The sequence below is a fragment of the Photobacterium sp. WH24 genome (genome assembly GCF_019204055.1).
Classification (GTDB): domain Bacteria; phylum Pseudomonadota; class Gammaproteobacteria; order Enterobacterales; family Vibrionaceae; genus Photobacterium; species Photobacterium arenosum.
The window spans coordinates 1-22,130 of record NZ_JAGSOZ010000027.1; the positions used below are offsets into that span (position 1 = coordinate 1).

A 22,130-nucleotide genomic window follows, 5' to 3' on the forward strand; every position below is an offset into this window, starting at 1 on the left:
GGTATCGGGTCGGCTATGTTGTCTGAGCTCAGCGAATATTCGAAGAGTCGGGATGTCGACTTCATTATTTTAGTCTCTGATCTGACTGAATTTTATTCTAATAATGGCTTCAGGCAGATACATGCGCCAAGTGCCTGGCTAAGGTTGCATGAGCATAAAAATTTCGGTGTCGCCTTTGAGCATCTTGATGATATTTTTATTAAGCCCACTAGCGGTAAACACTGGGAGTCCGGGCAGTTAGATTGGCTGGGGTATATGTTTTAAGGGGTCATTGGCTTTGATCATAATGAGTGGCAGGATGGTCAAGGGAAGCGGCACCATCGATGATGAATGAAAAGGATTCTTCCTGTGACATATGATGAATACAATGCATTTTGCCGTTCTTTGCCTGCAACGACATACGTCGTACAGTGGGGAGGCGCCCATGTCTGGAAAGTGGGTGGCAAGGTCTTCGCGATAGGTGGCTGGGGGGAACCCGGCGAGCCTGCATACACTTTCAAAGCCTCTGAACTCAATTTTAATATTCTAAAAGATGAGCCTGGATTCAGACCCGCGCCATACCTGGCCTCGCGGGGTATGAAGTGGATTCAGCAGGTTGATACCGTCAAGACAAAAGATGAAGCGTTAAGATATTACCTCAAAGAGTCATACCGTATTGTGTCTTTAGGGTTAAGTAAGAAAAAACAAAAAGAGTTCGGTCTTAATCAGGATGATTAAAAAAGTGAGTCAGAACAAAGCACTTGAAGCCTTCGCTCGTTAACTAACGGCTTTAGTGTGAGCATTCTGAAAGCTGCGGTTGATATTGAGAAATGGTGTACCGAAAATGAATGAACGGTTGATAATTGATACCTATGAAACTGAGAAGGGATCAGGGCTATGAAATGTCAGACAATACCCGTTATTAGGATATTTGATGAGGATAAAGCGAAAGAGTTTTATTTGGGTTTTTTGGGCATGGAACTGGATTGGGAACACCGTTTTGAAGAAGGTTTTCCGATTTACATGCAAGTGTCTAAGGGAGATTTTGTTCTTCATCTTAGTGAGCATTCGGGCGACTGTACACCTGGAAGTAAAGTTTTTGTTAATGTCCGTGAACTGGACTCGTTATTTTCAGATATCACGTCAAAACCTTATAAATATAACAAGCCAAACATTGAAGATGCACCCTGGGGGGCGAGGTGCTTTACTGTGACAGATCCTTTTTCTAACCGGATTGTATTCAATGGTGCGGCTCATTTATAACGGGCACATGTTAGCCAGTTGTATTCAGTTTATTAAACATTTAGCTCCTTAAAATGGCTGGTGGATGGGGAGCCATTTCGTGCCCAATGCCTGTCCCGCTCTTTGGGCCAGCATACATATTCAAAGCATTTGAACTCAATGTTAGTATCTTAACTGGTAAAAATTACCAAGAAGTAACATTTGATAAAATGTGTTAAAAGCACTGGTTTACGTTAATGCTCAAAGTGTGTGATCTCACGTTGACAATCGGGTAGACTAATTGACGGCAGGCTATGTCTCGTATCAAAACAATAACAGTGTCATTCTTAACCAGAGCGATTGTTCTGGTTTTTTTGTATTATCCCTAATTTTACTTCACTCACCCATGACAAGATTCGCAGGACAAGTGATATGTTTTTCAGAAAAATGAAGCAACAAAACCATGAGCTGAAAGCAGAGCTATATGCATTATCGCAAGTTAAAGAAAGTATAGAGTCTGATATGCTTCGACTGACTCTGGACGAGGGTGGGAATGTAATTTCAGCTAACGCATTGTTTAAAAATGATATTTTGTTGCCTCTGGAAGAAATTAAAGGTAAGCATATTGCTGATTTAGTTCCTCTGCAGGCGCGGGACACTCGTCACTTTCATTTGATGTCTGATGCCATCAGGCAGCGGAAGCACTGGAATGGTGCCTTGCAAATTTTAAAAGGTAATGGTGAAGAAGTTTGGTTGAGGGCTATCCTTCAACCCATTTTTTCTGCGAGCGGCGGTATTAAGCATATTGTTATTTACGCCTCTGAGCTTACCAGAACCATTACAAGGTCCCGGGAGCAAGAGGATCTTATTAATGCATTGAACCGTTCTACGGCAGTCATTGAGTTCACGTTAGACGGTATTATTATTGATGCTAATAGCAACTTTCTGGCGTCTATGGGTTATGACAAATCGAAAATTGTCGGGCAGCATCATCGCATTTTTTGTGAGAGTTCAGAAGCCAACTCTCCTGAATATCGTGCGTTTTGGCAAAGGCTGGGACAAGGGGAGTTTGTCTCTGACCGGTTTAAACGTATCGACAGTTATGGGAATGTCGCTTGGTTAGAAGCGTCCTACAATCCCATATATAACGCGCATGGTGAGTTATATAAAGTCGTCAAATTTGCCACCGTGATTACTGATCAAATTAATCGTGAGATTGCGATTGCGCAAGCCGCTGACATTGCTCATGAAGTCTCGACAGAGACTGGTCAGCAGACTACTCAAGGCAAACAAGTTATTGATTCAACCATAGAAAAAATGGAAGAGTTAACAAAAGTGATGGAAAAAGCGAATGCAGGCATTCAAGCACTGTATGAGCAATCTCAGAAAATTAACGAGTTGGTTAGCAGTATTAATGGGATAGCGGCGCAAACTAACCTTCTGGCGCTGAATGCTGCCATTGAAGCGGCCAGAGCTGGTGAACAGGGACGTGGTTTTGCCGTTGTTGCTGATGAAGTCCGTCAACTCGCTTCAAGGACAAGCCAGACCACTGAAGAAATTGTTACTGTGGTATCTGAGAATTTAACCTTAACAGGGAATGCTGTTCACTTGATTGAACAGGGCTTGTCTCAGGCATCTGAAACACTCTCTTTGTCAAACAAAGCTGGGCAAATGATGAGTGATATTCGCAAAGGGGCCGAGAAAGTGGATATGGCGGTTGGTAGCTTTACCAAACAGCTATAGCAATGAAGAAGATTAGGTTCAGTGCTATCTGACAGATATTGCTGGAAGTGTGTGTGAGTTCTGGCCTGAAGGTGCTATCTCTTCATTATGAACGTACTGAAGAAATGGCACCCAGGTTTCATTCTGGCTATTGAGCTTTCCTGATTTTTTGATGAACTTCTGACAAGTTATCGCGGGTTCTCGTTGCGAATATGTATCTGTTCAGACTCTCTTCTCTCAACCTGACACGAAACAAATCACAATTATAGGTTGCTACCAGGGAGTGAAAGCCTCAGAATGTCGGACTTTTCGCCGTCAGAGAGTTAGGCGAACATTCACATCATTAACAATTGAGAATCATATATGGGTTTTGCCTCGATAGGTCTTTCTGCGCCAATCCTGAAAGCTATTCAAGAAAAAGGATACGACACTCCCTCACCAATTCAAGCACAAGCTATTCCAGCTGTGTTAGATGGAAAAGACGTCATGGCTGCAGCTCAGACGGGAACAGGTAAAACCGCTGGCTTTACATTACCGATTCTTGAACGTCTTTATCAGGGCCCGCAGGTTCGCAGTAACCAAGTGCGTGCGCTTATCTTAACGCCGACGCGCGAGCTGGCAGCACAGGTGCAGGAAAGCGTGTCTGTCTACAGCCGCCATCTGCCGTTGAGCAGTGCTGTGGTGTTTGGTGGGGTAAAGATTAATCCGCAGATGATGCGCTTGCGCAAAGGCGCAGATATTCTGGTGGCAACACCAGGGCGTCTGATGGATTTGTTCAACCAAAACGCAGTGAAATTTGATCAGCTGGAAGTCCTGGTGCTGGATGAAGCCGACCGTATGCTCGACATGGGTTTCATCCGCGATATTCAAAAAATTCTCAAATTGCTTCCAGCGAAACGTCAGAACCTGCTGTTTTCAGCAACGTTTTCTGAAGAAATTCGCAGTCTGGCGAAAGGCCTGGTAAACAACCCTGTTGAAATTTCTGTCAATACCGCGAACTCGACTGCCAGAACGGTAGAGCAGTGTATCTATCCGGCCGATGTGAAGAAGAAAGCGCCTATGCTGGTCAAATTGATCAAGGATGGCGACTGGCAGCAAGTTTTGGTGTTTACCCGTACTAAACACGGTGCAAACCGCCTGGCAGCATTTTTGTCTGAAGAGAAGCTGGCTTCTGCGGCCATTCACGGTAACAAGAGTCAGGGCGCACGAACCAAAGCGCTGGCTGATTTTAAATCGGGCAAAATTCGCGTATTAGTGGCGACAGACATTGCTGCACGCGGTATCGACATTCCTCAGTTACCACAAGTGGTGAACTTTGAGCTGCCTAATGTGGCGGAAGATTATGTTCACCGTATTGGGCGTACAGGCCGCGCGGGCGAAACAGGTAAAGCGATTTCGCTGGTGTGTGCTCAGGAAGCAGACGAGTTGTTTGGCATTGAGCGTTTAATTCAGCAACTGCTGCCGCGTATGGAATTGGACGGTTACAAGCCGAGCAATACGTTACCGGACTCTAAGCTGGATTCGCGTCCAATCAAACCGAAGAAACCTAAGAAGCCGAATAAATCTCGCTCAGGTCATGCTGAGGGTGAGAGACACAATGCAAGCGGTAATGCAGCGCAAAAGCCAAAGCGTCGGACAAATGGCCACTCGGGTGGTGCAAATAAAACCGGTGCGGGCAAAGCAGGCAATGGTGCGCAAAATACACGTGATACTCAGTCGCGCAGCCCTAAGAATGGTGCTGGACGCTCTGAGGCGGGTAACGCAGCTGGTGGCAACAAGCGACCTGCTCAGCGTCAAAGAGCGCGCCCGCAATCGGCGTAATGCCGTTGTGATGATTCACCTCTGATAACAAGCCTGTCTGAGACAGGCTTGTTGCTTTTGAGCCGGTATTAATTTTCGTTACTGGTTTGCGTAATACAATGCTTGGCCAACTCATGATACCGGGCCTGCATGGTATCGACGAAATCGTTGGCATCGTCAAAATGACTAACCGGCTCACCAATTACCACATCACAGTTAAATGGCACAAACATAGCGGTGCCTCTGGGTAAAGAACGGCCCAGCCCGCGCATGACAACCGGGATAACCGGGCACCCATCATGATCTTTCACTAAATGGTAAATGCCTTTCTTAATACCGCTCATGGTTTCAGGTTCGCCCCGGCTGCCTTCCGGGAAGATGATCAGTATATCCCCTTGTGCCAATGCCTGATGGCATTCCTGTAATACCGCTTCGCGCTGGCTGGGTGAGGGCGAGCGCCTCAGCGGAATAATGCCAATGATGTTCAGCGACAGCCAGGCAACGACTTTATTGGCCAGAAAGTAATCCGCCGCGGCGACCGGACGAACTTTATGGACGATGGAAATGGGAAACAGCGCCAGCAACACCAGCGTATCTAAATGGCTGTTATGGTTGGCTGCCACCACAACCGGACCATTTACAGGCAGGTTTTGCCGCTGGATGATGTTCAGCCCAAGACCAATAAATACCAGCGGCTTAACAATGAAGAGGATGAATAACACCTTGAGCACGTGAGCCATGGAATCCTCAATAGTAGAGATAGTAAATGTAGTGGAAAAACAGCGGCGCAGTGAACATCAGGCTGTCGATGCGATCCAGGATGCCGCCGTGGCCCGGAATAAACTGGCTGGTGTCTTTAATCTGCAAGTCTCGTTTTACTGAAGAAATCACTAAATCTCCGATAAACCCGCTGAACGCAATGATCATACCGGCTACCAGACCCTGCAGCGAGGTGAGGGGTGTGAGATAGGGCGCGACAAAATACGACACCAGAATCACGGTTGCGCTGCCGCCGATAAAACCTTCCCAGGTTTTGTTCGGGCTGACTTTTGGCACTATCTTGTGTTTGCCGAAAGACTTGCCCCATACGTACTGACACACATCGTTAAACTGGGTGAACACCAGAAGAAACAGCAGCATTCCCAACGATCCGGCATCCGGGTTCAGGCTTGGCAAGACCAGCAGATAGGCCATATGGCTGATACAAAATACGGTTAGCATCATGGCCCAGTGGATAATACCGGCCGAGCGGATGAAGCCTTTGGTATCGCCAATCAGTACCATCACCATCGGCAGGTACAGGAAGACATACACAGGGATGAAAATGATGAACATGCCGTACCAGCCAATTGACAGCCAGTAATACTGAAAGGGAATCGACAGATAGGCCCAGAAGATCACACGGCGATCTGTCATTCGGGTTGGCACAATAGACAAAAACTCTTTCAGCGCCATAAAACTCAGAAAACCGACAAAAAACAGCGTATAAGTCAATGGCAGGTAGAGGACGACGAAAACAATCCCAATCATCCACCACCAGGAGCGGATACGCAGCTTCAGTTCAAGGTAATCCCTGTCTGGGTGGGCGCGCGATTTCCACAAATACACCAGCGTACCTGTTACCAGTACCGCAATGATGGCAAGCATCAGATGCAGTGAATGGGAAGGAATACTATTCATTGTCTGCGCTTTCCTTACCAGCCTGCTGTGCCGCTTTAAAGCGATAAATACCTGCCAGACGGCGCCAGGTGGTCATCACAGATCCAATCAGCATGATCGTTAGCGCGGCGTCCAGCGTGTAGGCCAATACCTCTGGCAGCAATGCGAACACCTGGCTGACGAACAAGACAAGGAAGCTGACTGTCAGCAGCGCCATTCTGTGCTGTTTGGCCATAGGCCCGCGGAAGTCGGCCGGACAGCCCATGCTGACCCCTAATACGCGAACGTAAGCCGTCAGCACGGCGACGAGGGCGCACAGCCATGCCAGTGTCATACCGATATCAGACTGTGTTGCAAAGCCTGTGGCCAGAATCAACAGCGAGTCAGCAATCCGGTCGGGCACGTCATTGAATAATTCACCTGCCGGGGTTTTCTTGCCGCCTTCTACAGCCACCATTCCGTCGAACAGGTTGCACAGCAGCCGCAACTGAATACAGGCTGCAGCGACAAGCAACAGGGTAGTGAACGCAGAGGCCTTGTACCACAGCAGTGTGGCCAGGCCTATGATGGCAAATACTATGCTCATCAGAGAGATCTGGTTCGGTGTGATGTTTTTCTGGCTTAACCAGACCGCAATGTGCTTGGTTAAAGCCTTCTCCCTGACAGCAAGGGGACGCCGGTTGGATTCTGGTTCGTGCTGATTCTTCATGTTTATGGCTTATAGAAAAAGAAAGATGAGCTGGCAGACCACAGTATTAAAGAGCGTTAATCATCTGCGTAAATAAGATGGATGCACGACGGCAGATAAAAAGGGCTGCAGAATGACTTCGGTCTTGTCAATCGAACTCGCCAGCAAGGAGACATAAACATAAATGGAATAGATTGAATATCAAGCGATTGATTATGACTTTTTGAACTGCTTTCAAACCTGAGCGACAATAACCAGTAGCCCGGATACCCATACTGGGTTTGTTCGGTAATGCGGTGGCATGGCTGCGCAGAAAATCAGGCTCACACAGTTGCATTTAAATCGTATATGCGTAATATTGGATTTATTGGTATTAGTATAAAAGATCTGGTTCGGCAGCATTCGCCAAACTGAAACTATTAACTGCATTTGTGAGAGTAATGAAATGACAGAATTCACACCCTGGACGGCGCTGGCTGGTGGGGCAGTGTTGGGCGTTAGCGCCCTGATACTGCTGCTGTTGAATGGCCGCATAGCGGGTATTTCAGGTATTGTCAGCGGCGCGTTGGATGTCAGTGAGCCAAACGCTAAATGGCGTTGGATGTTTATAGCGGGACTGATTATCGGCCCCTTACTGGCTGCCCCTTTTGGTACATATTTGCCAGAGCGTATTGATGCTGGCTGGCCTCTTATCATTGCTGGTGGGCTGCTGGTGGGCGCAGGAACAAGATTAGGGTCTGGCTGTACCAGCGGGCACAGTATTTGCGGCATTGGGCGTCTGTCTCACCGTTCTATCGTCGCAACAGTAGCCTTCATGGTGGTTGCTGTTGTTGTGGTATTTGTTGTTCGCCATCTGTCAGGAGCGTAATGGTATGCAGATGATTATCGCCCTTGTCGCCGGTTTGTTGTTTGGTGCCGGGTTAACGATCTCTCAAATGGTCAACCCGGAAAAAGTGTTAAATTTCCTGGATGTAGCAGGACAGTGGGATCCCAGTTTAATTTTGGTTATGGGAGCGGCATTGGTCGTTTTTGGCCTGGGATATCACTTTTTGGTGAAACCCCGCTCAAAACCTCTGATAGCTGAACAGTTTTATATTCCTGTCAATAAAATTATCGATAAGCCTTTGATCATAGGCGCTATTTTATTTGGCCTGGGATGGGGTTTGGTGGGTATTTGCCCTGGGCCTGCTGTGAGTAATCTGCTGGGAGGCAATACTAAAATTTTCGGCTTTGTTATCGCGATGTTGGCGGGGATGCAGTTTTCTGGCACTATCGACCGTCTGCTTAAAAAGTCTTGAAAATTATGAGGGTAGAATGCGAGATTATTCCAACATGGAGGCAAATGTAGAGCAGGCTGTTGAACTGCTCAAAGCCATGGGCAACCAGCACAGGCTGATGATACTGTGTGTACTTCAGGAAGAAGAATTGTCTGTTTCTCAGCTGAATGAACGATTTCCTATCCCTCAGTCTTCTCTGTCACAGCATCTGGCCTGGCTGCGCCGGGCCGGTTTTGTGAAAACGAGGCGGGAAGCGCAAACTATCTACTATCGGCTCGATAATGCTGCTGTTATCGATATCATCGCGATGCTTCAGAAGCATTATTGTGCGGACTGAATCTGCTTGCTGTGAATTTCTCGTCAATCTGGGTAAGATTTACTCAGATTGATCTGCTTCTTATTCTTATCCAGTCAGTCAATTTGACCTGTATTCCATTTTTTCCAAGATCAAAATCAAATATTTCAACAATGCAGGTTGTAGTTTGTGTGGTACCTCATTATTTTGCTTCCTGACCGAACGCCTTGCCTTGACCTGGCAAGAGATGAAATATCAGCCAATTTGGCTGGTTTTTATCAGAAATGACCGAAGTTCTATCGTGTTAGGAGTACGATAAATGACATTACACTACTTGCTTCCAGGCCAGGCATTATTGCCGGGTAGGGGCGTTATTCTCAGCATTTCCCTTTTAAGTGCTTTGCTCAGCCGCTGTGCTTTGACTTTGCTGCCTTTTTCACGCCCGTTTTCTGCCTATCGCCTTCAATTCTTTCGTCGATTTAGATGTTTTGGCCATTGTTAGCCCATACAGAACACAACTGATTAGTGTCAGAATGCTTTAAATATAATTAAATCAGATGGTTATAAAGAACATGCTTGAGTGCGCTTTTTACATAAGCTGCAGTTAGGACTTGAAGGAAAATTCCGTGAATATGAAATTGTTAGGCAGTTCCCTGATTATTGCAGGTACAGCACTGGGTGCAGGTATGCTTGCCATTCCTATGGTGTTGGCCCAGTTTGGCCTGCTGTGGGGCACCTTGTTAATGCTACTTATCTGGGTAGGTACAACCTACGCGGCGCTGCTGTTGCTTGAAGCCAGTATCAAGTCTGGTGGTGGCCTGGGCATGAATTCCATTGCCCGTAAAACATTGGGTAAAGGTGGCCAGCTGGTCACAAATGGCTTGCTGTACGCGCTGCTTGTGTGTTTGCTGATGGCCTATATTATCGGTGCTGGCGATCTGCTTAAAAAGCTGACAGACAGCCTTGGAGTGGTATTAAGTGCCACGCAGGCACAAATTGCGTTTACCGTGGTGGCGGGTGTTGTAGTTGCAGCAGGAACCGGCGTGATTGACCGGCTGAACCGGCTGCTGTTTGCGGCAATGGTGATTATGCTGGCTATGACTCTGGTGACTCTGGTACCAGGCATCAATCCTGACAACCTGGCATCGGTTGGCAGCGATAACAAAGTTGCGCTTATCAAAACCAGCTCTGTGCTGTTTACCAGCTTCGGTTTTATGGTGGTTATCCCGTCACTGGTGACTTATAACCCTGAAGCCACTCAAAAACAGCTGAGAAATATGGTGATTGCAGGCTCTGTCATCCCATTATTTTGCTACCTGTTCTGGCTTTATGCGGCTGTTGGTAATCTGTCACCTGAGCAACTGGTAGGCTTTGCGAATGTTTCTGAGCTGATTGCTGCACTGAGTGTGAATCACGGCAGTATGCAGCTGATCCTGTCTGTCTTTACCGGTCTGGCGCTGTTGACCTCTTTTCTGGGTGTGGCAATGGCTCTGTTTGATCAGAATGCGGATGCCTTTCGCCAGAATCGGGCAGTCACGTATGTACTGACCTTTATTTTGCCTATGCTGGGTGCGATTCTGGCGGCGAATCAATTCCTGTCAGTGTTGAGCTATGCTGGTATCATTCTGGTGTTCCTGGCTATTTTTGTCCCGATGGCAATGACAGTCAAAGTCAGAAAGGATGGCGATAAGGCGACAGTAAAAGAGGGTAATGAAGCTGTGTATCAGGCGGGCGGCGGAGTGATGGCGCTGGCGCTGAGCTTTCTGTTTGGTTGTTTTTTATTAATGGCTGAACTGATTTAATCAGTGAGTTACGACAAGATGCAAAAAGGCGCTTCCTATTGGAAGCGCCTTTTTTTGTGGAGCTCAATATCGTATTAGCGACATTGCTTTGAGGATGCTAACGATTTGTTTGACCGAACAAGACCGATATCGTCAGGTGTCGTTTCAGGTTTGACCGAACGCTGAAATAACCTATCTGCAGGAGTAGTGATCTGTTGACACAGAGTAAGCAGCTAGTGACGTATCCTCAAAAAGTTGAGCGAATCTTACCGACTTTCCTTTTCTGGTGCTAGGCTTGGGCCTGTTTTCTTAAAAAGACAAAATCCGCCAAAACGTAAACTTTTTTATACACGCTTTTCTCCTATGACACGCATGCCAAGTTAGAGTATCTTGGTTAAAAAAGATGGGATATGGATATGAACTGGAAACTTGCGGATCAGGTAGCTGCAAAGGCACTGGCAGAAGGTAGTCTTATGCCAATCGCCACAGAAGCGGAGCAGATTGAAGAACAGGGTGTACGTTATCTTGGCCATCTGGTGACAGAAAATGCGGGCAAGAAGTTACTGAATCTGACGGCTAAACATACCTCTAATCCCTTTCTGCCCTACGAAAAGTCAATGTATGTGTGTGAAGCAGGGGAGCATCATGTGTGCCTTCTCAATAAGTTTCCTGTTATCTCGCCACACTTACTGATTTGCTCAAAAGATTTTGTGCCTCAGGAGTCACCTCTAAGCTGGGAAGACTGGCATGCATGGCTGGGGGGATTTACACACTCAGATGTGCTCGGTTTTTATAACAGTGGGCCGTTAGCCGGAGCGAGCCAGTCGCACCGTCACATGCAGTTGGTACGAAGTGATATTCCACTGGAAAAAGTTATCTCGGGTGGAAAGCTGCCATTTGTCCATTGGTTGTATCTGGTTGAAGCTATGACCACTGACGAGCTGTACGACGCCTATCTGAAGGGGTTGAAAGCTTTGTCGCTCTATAATGAGACGGGCAATGCGTGTAAGCCACATAATATCCTTCTGACTGAGCGTTGGCTGCTGATACTGCCTCGTACCGTCAATAATGTTCAGGGGCTTTTTGCCAATGGCATTAACTACAGCGGACGTTTCCTGGTGAAACAACCGGAACAGCTGGTGTGGTTACAGGAATACGGTTTAATGCGTTTTTTGCGTGAATGCAGTGAGTAAATCACAGGCAGGGGATGGGGATGGCGTATTTGTTGTTACAGCACTAAAAAATAACCCCAGCCTGAGCTGGGGTTACTTGTCGTTACGTTAAGAAAATAAATTATTTCTTAGCGTTACGCTCTTTCACTTCTGCGATTACTGCTTCAGCAACGTTCGCTGGGCATGCAGAGTAGTGAGAGAATTCCATTGAGAACTGACCACGGCCAGAAGTCATGGTGCGCAGGTGACCGATGTAGCCGAACATCTCAGACAGAGGTACATCAGCTTTAATACGAACACCAGTTGCAGCAGCAACCTGATCTTTGATCATGCCGCGACGACGGTTCAGGTCACCGATAACATCACCAACGTGATCTTCCGGAGTGAACACGTCAACGTGCATGATAGGCTCAAGCAGCTGAGCACCCGCTTTAGGCATAGACTGACGGAATGCGCCACGTGCAGCAATTTCAAACGCTACAGCAGAGGAGTCAACTGCGTGGAAACCACCGTCGAACAGCTCAACTTCAACGTCCAGCACTGGGAAGCCAGCCAGAACACCAGTACTCATCATACCAGCGAAGCCTTTTTCGATTGCAGGCCAGAATTCTTTAGGTACGTTACCACCAACAACGGTAGAAACGAACTTGAAGCCAGAGTTTGCTTCGCCTGGTTTGATACGGTAATCGATCTTACCGAACTGACCAGAACCACCAGACTGCTTCTTGTGCGTGTAGCTGTCTTCGATTGCTTGGGTGATAGTTTCACGGTAAGCAACCTGTGGAGCACCTACAGTCAGTTCAACACCGTGAGTACGCTTCAGGATGTCAACTTTGATGTCCAGGTGCAGCTCACCCATACCTTTCAGGATGGTTTCGCCAGAATCTTCATCAGTTTCAACCTGGAATGATGGATCTTCTGCGATCATCTTACCCAGTGCGATACCCAGTTTCTCAGAAGCTGTTTTGTCCTTAGGAGCAACAGCGATAGAGATTACTGGATCTGGGAAGATCATTGGTTCCAGAGTACATTCGTGCTTAGGATCACACAGAGTGTGACCAGTCTGAACGTTCTTCATACCAACGATAGCGATGATGTCACCTGCTTGCGCAGCATCCAGCTCGTTACGGTCGTTAGCGTGCATTTCCACCATACGGCCAACACGCTCAGTTTTACCTGTCGCAGAGTTCAGAATGGTGTCACCCTTCTTCAGCTTACCAGAGTAAACACGAACGAAGGTCAGGGCGCCGAAACGGTCATCCATGATCTTAAACGCAAGCGCACGGAATGGTTCGTCAACAGAAACGGTAGCAACTTTACCAGTTGCTTCACCAGTTTCTGGATCAGTCAGATCCTGAGGCTCAACTTCTGTTGGGTTTGGCAGGTAGTCAACAACGGCGTCAAGCAGAAGCTGCATACCTTTGTTCTTGAACGCAGAACCACAGTAAGTTGGGAAGAAGGCCAGCTCACGGGTACCTTTACGGATACAACGTTTCAGGTCTTCGATAGAAGGCTCTTCACCTTCCATGTAAGCTTCCATCAGGTCGTCGTCTTGCTCAACGGCAGTCTCGATCAGCTCTTCGCGGTAAGCTTCTACGTCATCAACCATATCCGCTGGGATATCTTGAACTTCGTAGTTTTCTGGCTGACCTGAATCGTCCCACACGTATGCCTGGCGAGTCAGAACGTCAACAACACCAACGAAATCGTCTTCGCGGCCGATAGGCAGGGTCATAACCAGAGGGTTAGCGCCCAGAACTTTCTTCACTTGCTCAACAACGCTGAAGAAGTCTGCGCCCATACGGTCCAGTTTGTTAACGAAGATCAGACGAGATACTTCTGATTCGTTCGCGTAACGCCAGTTAGTTTCAGACTGAGGCTCAACACCACCTGAACCACAGAATACACCTACACCACCGTCAAGTACTTTCAGAGAACGGTAAACTTCAACGGTGAAGTCAACGTGTCCCGGAGTATCGATAACGTTAAAACGGTGGTCTTTCCAGAAACAGGTAGTCGCAGCTGACTGGATGGTGATACCACGCTCTGCTTCCTGATCCATGAAGTCCATGGTAGAAGCACCGTCGTGTACTTCACCCGTACGGTGGATTTTACCGGTCAGCTTCAGGATACGCTCAGTGGTAGTGGTTTTACCCGCATCTACGTGCGCGAAAATACCAATGTTTCTGTATTTAGATAGATCTGCCATTGTTTTTCTCTATATGAACAATTGTTGTCACATGTCAGGGTGGGGAGTATAGCACTACTTACAACTATCAGAACATAGATCTGAGTAATTTAATGAGTATTCGTTGGCTTTTAACCCATTGATTCAGGCAGGAACTGGATGATTGCTCAATAAAAATACAGAAAATGTCTGTTAACTGATTGTGACAAGGTGTTGCATCCCGCCGGGCGGTTCAACAAATTTCTTGATGATATGCCCAGCGATTCAGGCGGCGTATTTTCTTATGGTATATATTTGTGTTACATGTCAGTGTTCGTCATTGACAACTCTTACAATAATGAAAAAGAACGATTTTCTGGCGTCGACTGAGTTGTTAGGTGAAGTTGCCTTGGAGGGGATATGAAGAATGGATTGACTGTAAGCCTGTCAATAATGGCAGGATTATTGCTCGGAACTACCGGTGCGCTGGCGCAAGAGGTGATAGAAACCACCAGTTTAGTGGGGTTTGGTACGGCAAAGTACGTACCTGAATTCAAACACTTTGACTACGTTAATCCGGATGCGCCGAAAGGCGGAGCCATCACCTATGCGGAAGTAGGAACATACGACAGTTTTAACCGCTATGCATCAAGAGGGGTTTCGGTCGCCGGCGCGGACGAAATGTATGACACACTTTTTGCACCTGCGAGTGACGAAATTGACAGCTATTATCCGTTGATCGCAGAAAAAGTGCGTTATGCCGACGATTTTTCCTGGATGGAAATTGATATCAACCCTAAAGCACGATTTCATGACGGCCAACCTATTACAGCAAAAGATGTCGCCTTTACTTTTGATAAGTTCATGGCAGAGGGGGTACCTCAGTTTCGTGTGTTTTATAAAGAGGTGAAGTCAGTGAAGGCGGTTTCACCGCTGACAGCACGAATTGAAATGTCTGTTGCGAATAGGGAAAAACTGTTTTCCCTGGTTGAAGGCATGAACGTCTTACCGGAACATTACTGGCAAGACAAGAAACTCAGTGAGCCACTCAATGCGCCCCCGGTTGGCAGCAGTGCGTATAAGGTAACCAGTTATCAGTCGGGTCAGAGTGTGACTTACTCTCGAGTGAAAGATTACTGGGCGGCCAATATTCCGGTTAATGTCGGGCGGCATAATTTCGATACTATCCGGTACGACTATTACCGTGACGATACTGTGACCCTGGAAGCGTTCAAAGCCGGTGAGTACGACTTCCGTCAGGAGAATGTCGCCAAGTTCTGGGCCACCCTCTATGAGGGAAATAATTTTGATAACGGTTATATAAAGAAGGAAGAAATCCCGCACCAAATCCCTCAGGCTATGCAGGCATTTGTCTTTAACACTCAGCGCCCTGTTTTCAGTGATGTCCGGGTCAGAGAAGCCCTGAATTACGCCATGGATTTTGAGTGGATGAATAAAACGCTTTTCTATAACCAGTATTCACGTAGCCGCAGTTTTTTCCAGAATACCCCTTATGAAGCAAAAGGCCTGCCGATGCCTGCTGAGTTGAAATATCTGGAACCGTTAAAAGACAAGATCCCCGCGCGTGTCTTTACTGAATCTTACCAACCACCGGTCACTGACGGTTCAGGCCGTGTTCGTGCACAATCGCGTAAAGCGTTTGCATTGTTAAAGGCTGCTGGGTGGGAACTGAAGAATCAGGTCATGACCAATGTGAAGACCGGGGAGCCCCTGGCCTTTGAGTTGCTGATCTACAGTCCGACCTCTGAGCGAATTGCTATTCCGCTGCAGAAAAACCTGAAGCAACTGGGTGTCGATATGAAAATCCGTACGGTTGATACTACGCAGTACATCAAGCGCCTGCGTGACCGGGATTTTGACATGGTATCTTCCGGTTACAGTGCCAATGCTTACCCAACACAGAACCTGCTGATTGCATGGAACAGTAACTACCTGGATTCCACCTACAATACTGCCGGGGTTCAGGACCCGGCTATCGATACGTTGACAGAGCAAATTGCAGCGCATCAGCAAGATCCTGCCGCGCTGGCGGCATTAGGGCCGGCGCTGGACAGGGTGCTGCAGTGGAACTTTTTTGTCATTCCTCAGTGGCATTTAAGCAAATTCCGTGTGGCGACCTGGGATAAATTTGATCGTCCCGCGGTCCGACCTAAGTATGCACTGGGTGTTGATACTTGGTGGGTGGATACGGCCAAGGCGGCCAAGTTGCCGGAAAAACGCCGTTAATCGAAAAGTGGAAACAGGTAAAGCAGTATGACGGCATATATTATCCGGCGCCTTTTGCTGGTGATCCCAACGCTCTGGGCGATTATTACGATTAACTTTTTCGTGATTCAGATTGCACCGGGCGGGCCTGTTGAACAGGCAGTGGCACAGCTTGAAGGGCATACTTCCGGCATTATGGAGCGCTTTACCGGCGGCGGGCAGGAAGTGCAGCAGTCGGAAGGCTCGCAGCAAAACGGCAATGGTGGAAGCGGCTACCGTGGCTCCCGCGGGCTGGACCCGGAAGTGGTGGCAGAAATACGTAAGCAGTTTGGTTTTGATAAACCGATCTGGGAACGCTATGTCGACATGCTAAAAAACTATGTCACTTTCAATTTTGGCGAAAGCCTTTTTCGTGGCGGCAATGTGATTGATCTGATTATTGAACGGCTGCCGGTGTCGATTTCGCTTGGACTGTGGAGCACCTTGATCATTTATTTCGTCTCTATTCCTCTGGGGATTGCGAAAGCGGTGAATCATGGTAGTCGTTTTGATATCTGGAGCAGCGCGTTAGTAATAGCCGGATATGCGATTCCCGGTTTCCTGTTCGCCATTGTGTTGATTATTTTCTTTGCCAGCGGTAATTATTTCAGCTGGTTTCCGTTACGTGGATTGTTCTCGACTGATTTTGATCAGATGACCTGGTATCAGCAAGTCGGTGATTACTTCTGGCACCTTGCACTGCCCATCTTTGCCATGGTCATTGGTGGTTTCGCGACGCTGACTATGCTGACCAAAAACTCGTTTCTGGATGAGATCAACAAGCAGTACGTTGTCACCGCCCGTGCGAAAGGCCTCGATGATCAGAGCATCTTATATAAACATGTATTTCGTAATGCGATGCTGATTATTATTGCCGGCTTTCCCAGCGCTTTTATCAGTATTTTCTTTACCGGTTCAATGCTCATTGAAGTGATGTTTTCGCTGGAGGGAATTGGTTTGCTGGGTTTTGAATCTACGATTCAGCGTGATTACCCTGTGGTATTCAGTTCGCTTTACATCATGACATTGCTGGGACTTATTCTGAATATCATCTCTGACCTGACTTATACCCTGGTCGATCCACGTATTGATTTTGAGGCCAGGTAATATAATGAGAAAGACATTCACAACCATGTTTACCTTCAATCCACTGACAAAAGAGCGCTGGGCTCGGTTTAAAGCGCACAGACGCGGCTACTGGTCAATGTGGTTGTTCGCCGTTCTTTTTATTGTCAGCCTGTTTGCAGAAGTGATAGCCAACGATAAACCTTTGTTCGTCAGCTTCAAAGGTGACTGGTATTTTCCGATAACCGAGCAGTATGCCGAAACGCAATTTGGCGGTGAGTTCGCCACAGAAGCCGACTATACCGATCCGTATGTGCAGGATCTGATCAACGAAGACGGCTATATGATCTGGCCACTGATCCATTTCAGCTATGACACGATTAACTACAACTTATCGGGTCCTGCTCCTTCTGCACCGGACAATATGAACTGGCTGGGGACAGATGATAAAGGCCGCGATGTGCTTGCTCGCATCATTTACGGTTTTCGGATATCCGTACTATTTGGTTTTGCGCTGACGGTGATCTCAACCATTGTCGGTGTCATGGTCGGAGCCGGGCAGGGTTACTATGGTGGCTGGCTGGATCTGTTTGGCCAACGTTTCATTGAAGTCTGGTCAGGCATGCCGACTTTGTTTTTGCTGATAATCCTGTCCAGTTTCGTTGAACCTAACTTCTGGTGGTTGCTGGGCATTATGGTGCTGTTTAGCTGGATGGGGCTGGTGGGAGTTGTGCGGGCGGAATTTCTCCGCTGCCGGAACCTGGATTATGTGCGTGCAGCGCAGGCGTTGGGCGTGAATGACAGGCGAATTATGCTCCGCCATATGCTGCCAAATGCAATGGTGGCCTCACTGACAATGATGCCCTTTATCCTCAGTGGATCAGTGACCACACTGACATCACTGGACTTTTTGGGATTCGGCCTGCCTGTGGGTTCACCGTCACTCGGTGAATTGCTTGCTCAGGGTAAAACCAACCTGCAGGCACCCTGGCTGGGGTTGTCTGCGTTTGTTGTGCTTTCTATCATGCTGAGCCTGCTGGTTTTTATCGGCGAGGCGGTGCGTGATGCTTTCGATCCACACCATCAATCGTAATGACCGGGATACTGCAATGAGTGATGCTTTACTGACTATTGAAAATCTCTCTGTGGGCTTTGCGAACGGTAAGCCTGTCCGCCCGGTAACGGAGAAAGTCTGCCTGACAATCAAGCGGGGAGAAACGCTGGCGCTGGTGGGGGAAAGTGGTTCAGGCAAGTCAGTGACGGCGAATGCCATTCTGCGTTTGTTGCCTAAAGCTTCGGCACGTTATCTGGACGGTCATATTTATTACGATGGCGTGGATATGCTGCGGTGCAGTGAACGCCAGATGCGTGGGTTACGCGGAAACAAAATCGGTATGATATTCCAAGAACCTATGATGTCGCTGAACCCGCTGCATAAAATTGGCCGCCAGCTGTGTGAAACGCTGTCTATACACAAGGGAGTGCGTCAGAGACCGGCAGAGAAACGTGCGCTGAGCTGGTTAAAAAAAGTGGGTATCCGTAACCCCGAGCAACGCATGTATGCCTATCCTCATGAGTTATCAGGCGGTGAGCGCCAGCGTGTAATGATTGCCATGGCGCTGATCAATGAGCCCGATCTCCTGATTGCGGATGAGCCAACAACCGCCCTCGATGTTTCTGTTCAGGCCCAGATTCTTGATTTGCTGAAAAATCTGCAGCAGGAGCTGGGCATGGCTATGCTTTTTATTACGCATGATTTGAGTATTGTGCGAAAAATTGCCGATCGGGTAGCGGTCATGCAACTCGGGCAGTTAGTGGAAACCAACGAGAGAGATATCCTTTTTACGTCGCCTTCCCATCCTTATACCCAGAAACTCATTAACTCTGATCCCACCGGCGAGCCTGTTCCGGTAAACGGGGATCCTTCTGCGCTGTTTGAAATAGACAAATTACGAGTCTGGTTCCCCGTCAAAGGGGGGATTATGAAACGTGTTATCAGCCATATTAAAGCCGTGACCGATGTGAGTTTCCAGCTGAAGCAGGGACAGAGTGTCGGGCTGGTCGGAGAAAGTGGCTCAGGGAAGTCGACGACCGGGATGGCGATACTCCGATTGCTCAATAGCGAAGGGAGTATTCGTTTTGATGGCCAGGAGATCAGTCAGCTTAACCGTAAAGGCATGTTACCTTTTCGCAGTCGTCTGCAAGTCGTATTTCAGGACCCGTTTTCTGCACTGAATCCAAGAATGTCTGTAGCTCAGATTATTGGCGAAGGTCTGAAAGTCCATCAGACTTTATCCGATGAAGAGGAAGACGCGGCGATTTGTCAGGCAATGAAAGATGTGGAGCTGGATCCATCCACCCGCTTTCGTTATCCCAATGAATTTTCAGGTGGGCAACGTCAGCGAATAGCCATAGCAAGGGCGCTGGTATTGAAACCGGAGTTTATTCTGTTGGATGAACCCACATCCTCATTGGATCGCACAGTGCAGCATCAGGTACTGAATTTACTGAAAGAATTGCAGTTGAAATACGGCCTGAGTTACCTGTTTATCAGCCATGATCTGAATGTCGTGAAGTCATTGTGCCACTATACACTGGTATTGAAAGATGGCTGTGTGGTAGAGCAGGGGCCAACCCGTCAGCTGTTCAGCCACCCCGAAGCCGAATATACCCGCCACTTAGTGAATTTGTCTGCGGTTAACTGAACCCCGCTCACTGTTCGTCTTCTAAGCTGAACTGCTTTTTTGGGAGGCAGTTCATGCGTCATATTTCACATAAATGCTTTTGATGGCATATGCTTGCAATACAGTATTTTGTGTCTGTTGATGCCTGCTCCGTATCTGTCACGACCTCTTTATGCTGACATGCTGCACATTATTGACATCTTTTGTGAATCACCTGGCTAATACTTATACAAATTATCACAGGCCTAACTGGTAATGATTGGTTGGGTGTGCCGCATTTGCCGTCAATCACAGTTTCAATGACTGGATGTTGTGGATTTGTTGCTATTTGATGCCTGCATCAAGCAAATCAATGCTGATGAAATAAAATTCTTAACAATAAGGTTACAATTTGCGTATTATACTGCTCGAGTTGTAACCAAACAGACTATAACAGGGAGACTCATATGCAGTCATTGGTCGATTTTATCAACGGGATAATATGGAGTCCGGCATTGATTTATCTTTGCCTGGGTGCCGGTTTATTTTATTCCATCACAACACGTTTTATGCAGGTTCGCCATTTCAGCGAAATGCTTCGCCTGCTTTTCGCTGGTCAGAGTTCGGCAAAGGGGATTTCCTCGTTCCAGGCACTGGCGGTTTCACTGTCAGGTCGTGTCGGTACGGGTAACATTGCAGGTGTTGCTGCCGCCATCGGTTTTGGTGGTCCGGGTGCTGTATTCTGGATGTGGGTTGTAGCCTTCCTGGGTGCTTCTACAGCTTATTATGAATCAACGCTTGCTCAGATCTACAAAGTGGAAGACGAAGGTCAGTTCCGTGGTGGCCCTGCGTATTACATTGAAAAAGCAATGGGTCAGAAGTGGTATGCATGGATCTTTGCGATTTCGACAATTGTCGCTTGTGGTCTTCTGTTACCTGGTGTGCAGTCAAACAGTATCGGTAACGCGGTTGAAGCAGCGTTTGGTTCTGGTGATGTGATCGAAACCACTTTAGGTACATTCAGTTCTGCGAAGATCATCACTGGCGCGATTGTATGTGTGGTACTGGCTTTCATCATCTTTGGTGGTGTTAAGCGTATTGCTCACTTTACTCAAATCGTTGTTCCTTTCATGGCGCTGGGTTATATCGTTATTGCCTTCGTTGTTATCCTGCTGAACATTGACATGGTGCCGAGTGTGTTTGCCACCATAGTGGGTGATGCCTTCTCGCCAATGGCGGGTGTCGGTGCAGCTATCGGCTGGGGCGTGAAGCGTGGCGTTTACTCCAACGAAGCCGGTCAGGGCACTGGTCCGCATGCAGCAGCAGCGGCTCAGGTTGATCACCCTGCTCAGCAAGGTATGGTGCAAGCGTTTTCTATCTACATTGATACGCTGTTGGTGTGTAGTGCAACGGCATTCATGATTATCATCACAGGTGCCTACAACGTACACGGTGGCGCTGAAGGTGCATTCCTGATTCAAAACCTGCCAGCTGAAATTGCTGCTAACAGCCCGGTATTTACTCAGATGGCGATTGAAACAGCAATGCCTGGCCTGGGTAAACCCTTCGTGGCAATCGCACTGTTCTTCTTCTCATTCACAACAATTCTGGCGTACTACTACATTGCAGAAACCAATGTTGCGTACATCCACCGTACCATTCATGTACCTGGCCTGATGTTTGTACTGAAGCTGTTCTTGCTGGCATCTGTATTCTACGGTGCAGTGAAGACAGCCGATCTGGCATGGGCGCTGGGTGATGTTGGTGTTGGCCTGATGGCGTGGTTGAACATCATCGGTATTCTGATCATCTTCTTCATGGCGAAACCAGCGCTGAAAGCGTTGAAAGACTATGAAATGCAGAAGAAAGCCGGCGTGAAAGAGTACGTATTTGATCCAGTGAAACTCGGCATCAAAGGTGCTGATTACTGGGAAGAGCGTATGAAGCGTAAGGGCCAGAAAGCGCCAGACCTGGGTGAAGATTCATCCGCGACAGGTACAGCGAAATCAACCTTATAATGTGAATTGACAGACATTCATTAACTATCCAGGGCCAGCATTTGCTGGCCTTTCTTGTTTAAGGCGTTCACTCAAGTGACAGTGCAAGACACACTTACTTATACACATTGATGCTTATGTGTTAAATTTTCCGTCGGAAAGTACAAGCAGATTGGTGGGTATGAGTAGATGTATCAAATAGCTATCGTCATTTTTGATAATTTCACGGATATCGATTTTTTCTTATTACGGGATATTTTGGGAAGAAGCCAGATGGACTGGTCTGTCAAAATATTAGGCACTAAGCCGTCCCATATATCTTCTTTAGGAATGGAAGTAAAAACAGACGGGCATGTTGCAGAGACATCGGAGGCCGATG

Annotated in this window: 17 protein-coding genes and 4 pseudogenes; 17 read left to right on the top strand and 4 right to left on the bottom strand. The window is 47.6% G+C overall.

Translation table 11 applies throughout. The features are described from left to right. From KCG43_RS20385 to KCG43_RS20405, 6 genes and pseudogenes are all read left to right on the top strand, one after another. Positions 1–264: pseudogene (locus KCG43_RS20385) on the top strand (GNAT family N-acetyltransferase); the annotation flags it as partial. Between the two features lie 84 nt (positions 265–348). Continuing rightward, positions 349–717: an MmcQ/YjbR family DNA-binding protein gene (locus KCG43_RS20390; RefSeq protein ID WP_218387276.1), complete on the top strand. Its 369-nt coding sequence runs from the start codon at positions 349–351 to the stop codon at positions 715–717. A 159-nt stretch (positions 718–876) separates the two neighbouring features. Then, entirely contained in the window at positions 877–1,242 is a 366-nt protein-coding gene (locus KCG43_RS20395) for a glyoxalase superfamily protein (protein WP_192016778.1), read from the top strand. A gap of 480 nt (positions 1,243–1,722) precedes the next feature. Next, positions 1,723–2,403, top strand: a pseudogene (locus KCG43_RS21555) (PAS domain-containing protein); the annotation flags it as partial. Positions 2,404–2,511: 108 nt separating this feature from the next. Continuing rightward, positions 2,512–2,943: pseudogene (locus tag KCG43_RS21560) on the top strand (methyl-accepting chemotaxis protein); the annotation flags it as partial. A gap of 342 nt (positions 2,944–3,285) precedes the next feature. Continuing rightward, positions 3,286–4,743 (top strand): DEAD/DEAH box helicase, encoded by a 1,458-nt coding sequence (locus tag KCG43_RS20405; protein WP_192016776.1) that lies wholly within the window; start codon positions 3,286–3,288, stop codon positions 4,741–4,743. A gap of 68 nt (positions 4,744–4,811) precedes the next feature. Here KCG43_RS20405 and KCG43_RS20410 read toward each other — a convergent pair whose 3' ends face one another. From KCG43_RS20410 to KCG43_RS20420, 3 genes are read right to left on the bottom strand one after another with little or no spacing between them, the layout of a single operon-like run. Beyond that, complete coding sequence (locus tag KCG43_RS20410; protein ID WP_192016775.1) at positions 4,812–5,462, bottom strand: lysophospholipid acyltransferase family protein; 651 nt, start codon at positions 5,460–5,462, stop codon at positions 4,812–4,814. Positions 5,463–5,469: 7 nt separating this feature from the next. After that, positions 5,470–6,402, bottom strand: a complete 933-nt coding sequence (locus tag KCG43_RS20415; RefSeq protein ID WP_218387278.1) for a phosphatidate cytidylyltransferase — start codon at positions 6,400–6,402, stop codon at positions 5,470–5,472. Continuing rightward, positions 6,395–7,090: a CDP-alcohol phosphatidyltransferase family protein gene (locus KCG43_RS20420; RefSeq protein ID WP_218387280.1), complete on the bottom strand. Its 696-nt coding sequence runs from the start codon at positions 7,088–7,090 to the stop codon at positions 6,395–6,397. The genes KCG43_RS20415 and KCG43_RS20420 overlap by 8 nt, the downstream gene beginning before the upstream one ends. Positions 7,091–7,514: 424 nt before the next feature. On the opposite strand from KCG43_RS20420, the gene KCG43_RS20425 reads away from it, so the two are divergent. The 5 genes from KCG43_RS20425 to KCG43_RS20445 all read left to right on the top strand — a co-directional run bounded on the left by KCG43_RS20425 (position 7,515) and on the right by KCG43_RS20445 (position 11,615). Then, positions 7,515–7,937 carry a YeeE/YedE family protein gene (locus KCG43_RS20425; protein WP_218387283.1) on the top strand — a complete coding sequence of 141 codons (423 nt, stop codon included), beginning with the start codon at positions 7,515–7,517 and terminating at the stop codon, positions 7,935–7,937. A 4-nt stretch (positions 7,938–7,941) separates the two neighbouring features. After that, positions 7,942–8,367, top strand: a complete 426-nt coding sequence (locus KCG43_RS20430) for a YeeE/YedE family protein (protein ID WP_218387285.1) — start codon at positions 7,942–7,944, stop codon at positions 8,365–8,367. 16 nt (positions 8,368–8,383) lie between these two features. Next, a complete protein-coding gene (locus KCG43_RS20435) occupies positions 8,384–8,683 on the top strand; it encodes a helix-turn-helix transcriptional regulator (protein ID WP_255558120.1) in 300 nt (99 codons plus the stop codon). A gap of 584 nt (positions 8,684–9,267) precedes the next feature. Next, the gene (locus KCG43_RS20440; RefSeq protein WP_192016770.1) at positions 9,268–10,443 is read left to right on the top strand and encodes an aromatic amino acid transport family protein; all 1,176 of its coding nucleotides are present in this window, start codon (positions 9,268–9,270) and stop codon (positions 10,441–10,443) included. 395 nt (positions 10,444–10,838) lie between these two features. Beyond that, complete coding sequence (locus KCG43_RS20445) at positions 10,839–11,615, top strand: phosphorylase (RefSeq protein WP_192016769.1); 777 nt, start codon at positions 10,839–10,841, stop codon at positions 11,613–11,615. 100 nt (positions 11,616–11,715) lie between these two features. Here the strand turns inward: KCG43_RS20445 and fusA are convergent, their stop codons facing one another. Continuing rightward, the gene (fusA, locus tag KCG43_RS20450; protein WP_218387286.1) at positions 11,716–13,803 is read right to left on the bottom strand and encodes an elongation factor G; all 2,088 of its coding nucleotides are present in this window, start codon (positions 13,801–13,803) and stop codon (positions 11,716–11,718) included. Positions 13,804–14,181: 378 nt separating this feature from the next. Here fusA and KCG43_RS20455 point away from each other — a divergent pair, with 378 nt between their 5' ends. The 6 genes and pseudogenes from KCG43_RS20455 to KCG43_RS20480 all read left to right on the top strand — a co-directional run. Beyond that, positions 14,182–16,008, top strand: coding sequence for an extracellular solute-binding protein (locus KCG43_RS20455; protein WP_370630718.1), 1,827 nt, complete (start codon positions 14,182–14,184; stop codon positions 16,006–16,008). Positions 16,009–16,035: 27 nt separating this feature from the next. Next, positions 16,036–17,133, top strand: coding sequence for a microcin C ABC transporter permease YejB (locus KCG43_RS20460; RefSeq protein WP_192016766.1), 1,098 nt, complete (start codon positions 16,036–16,038; stop codon positions 17,131–17,133). 4 nt (positions 17,134–17,137) lie between these two features. Beyond that, the gene (locus KCG43_RS20465; RefSeq protein ID WP_225445268.1) at positions 17,138–18,184 is read left to right on the top strand and encodes an ABC transporter permease; all 1,047 of its coding nucleotides are present in this window, start codon (positions 17,138–17,140) and stop codon (positions 18,182–18,184) included. A 16-nt stretch (positions 18,185–18,200) separates the two neighbouring features. Beyond that, positions 18,201–19,796, top strand: a complete 1,596-nt coding sequence (locus KCG43_RS20470; RefSeq protein WP_218387287.1) for an ABC transporter ATP-binding protein — start codon at positions 18,201–18,203, stop codon at positions 19,794–19,796. A gap of 425 nt (positions 19,797–20,221) precedes the next feature. Then, complete coding sequence (locus KCG43_RS20475) at positions 20,222–21,772, top strand: sodium:alanine symporter family protein (RefSeq protein WP_192016764.1); 1,551 nt, start codon at positions 20,222–20,224, stop codon at positions 21,770–21,772. Positions 21,773–21,940: 168 nt separating this feature from the next. Further along, a pseudogene (locus KCG43_RS20480) lies at positions 21,941–22,130 on the top strand (thiamine biosynthesis protein ThiJ); the annotation flags it as partial.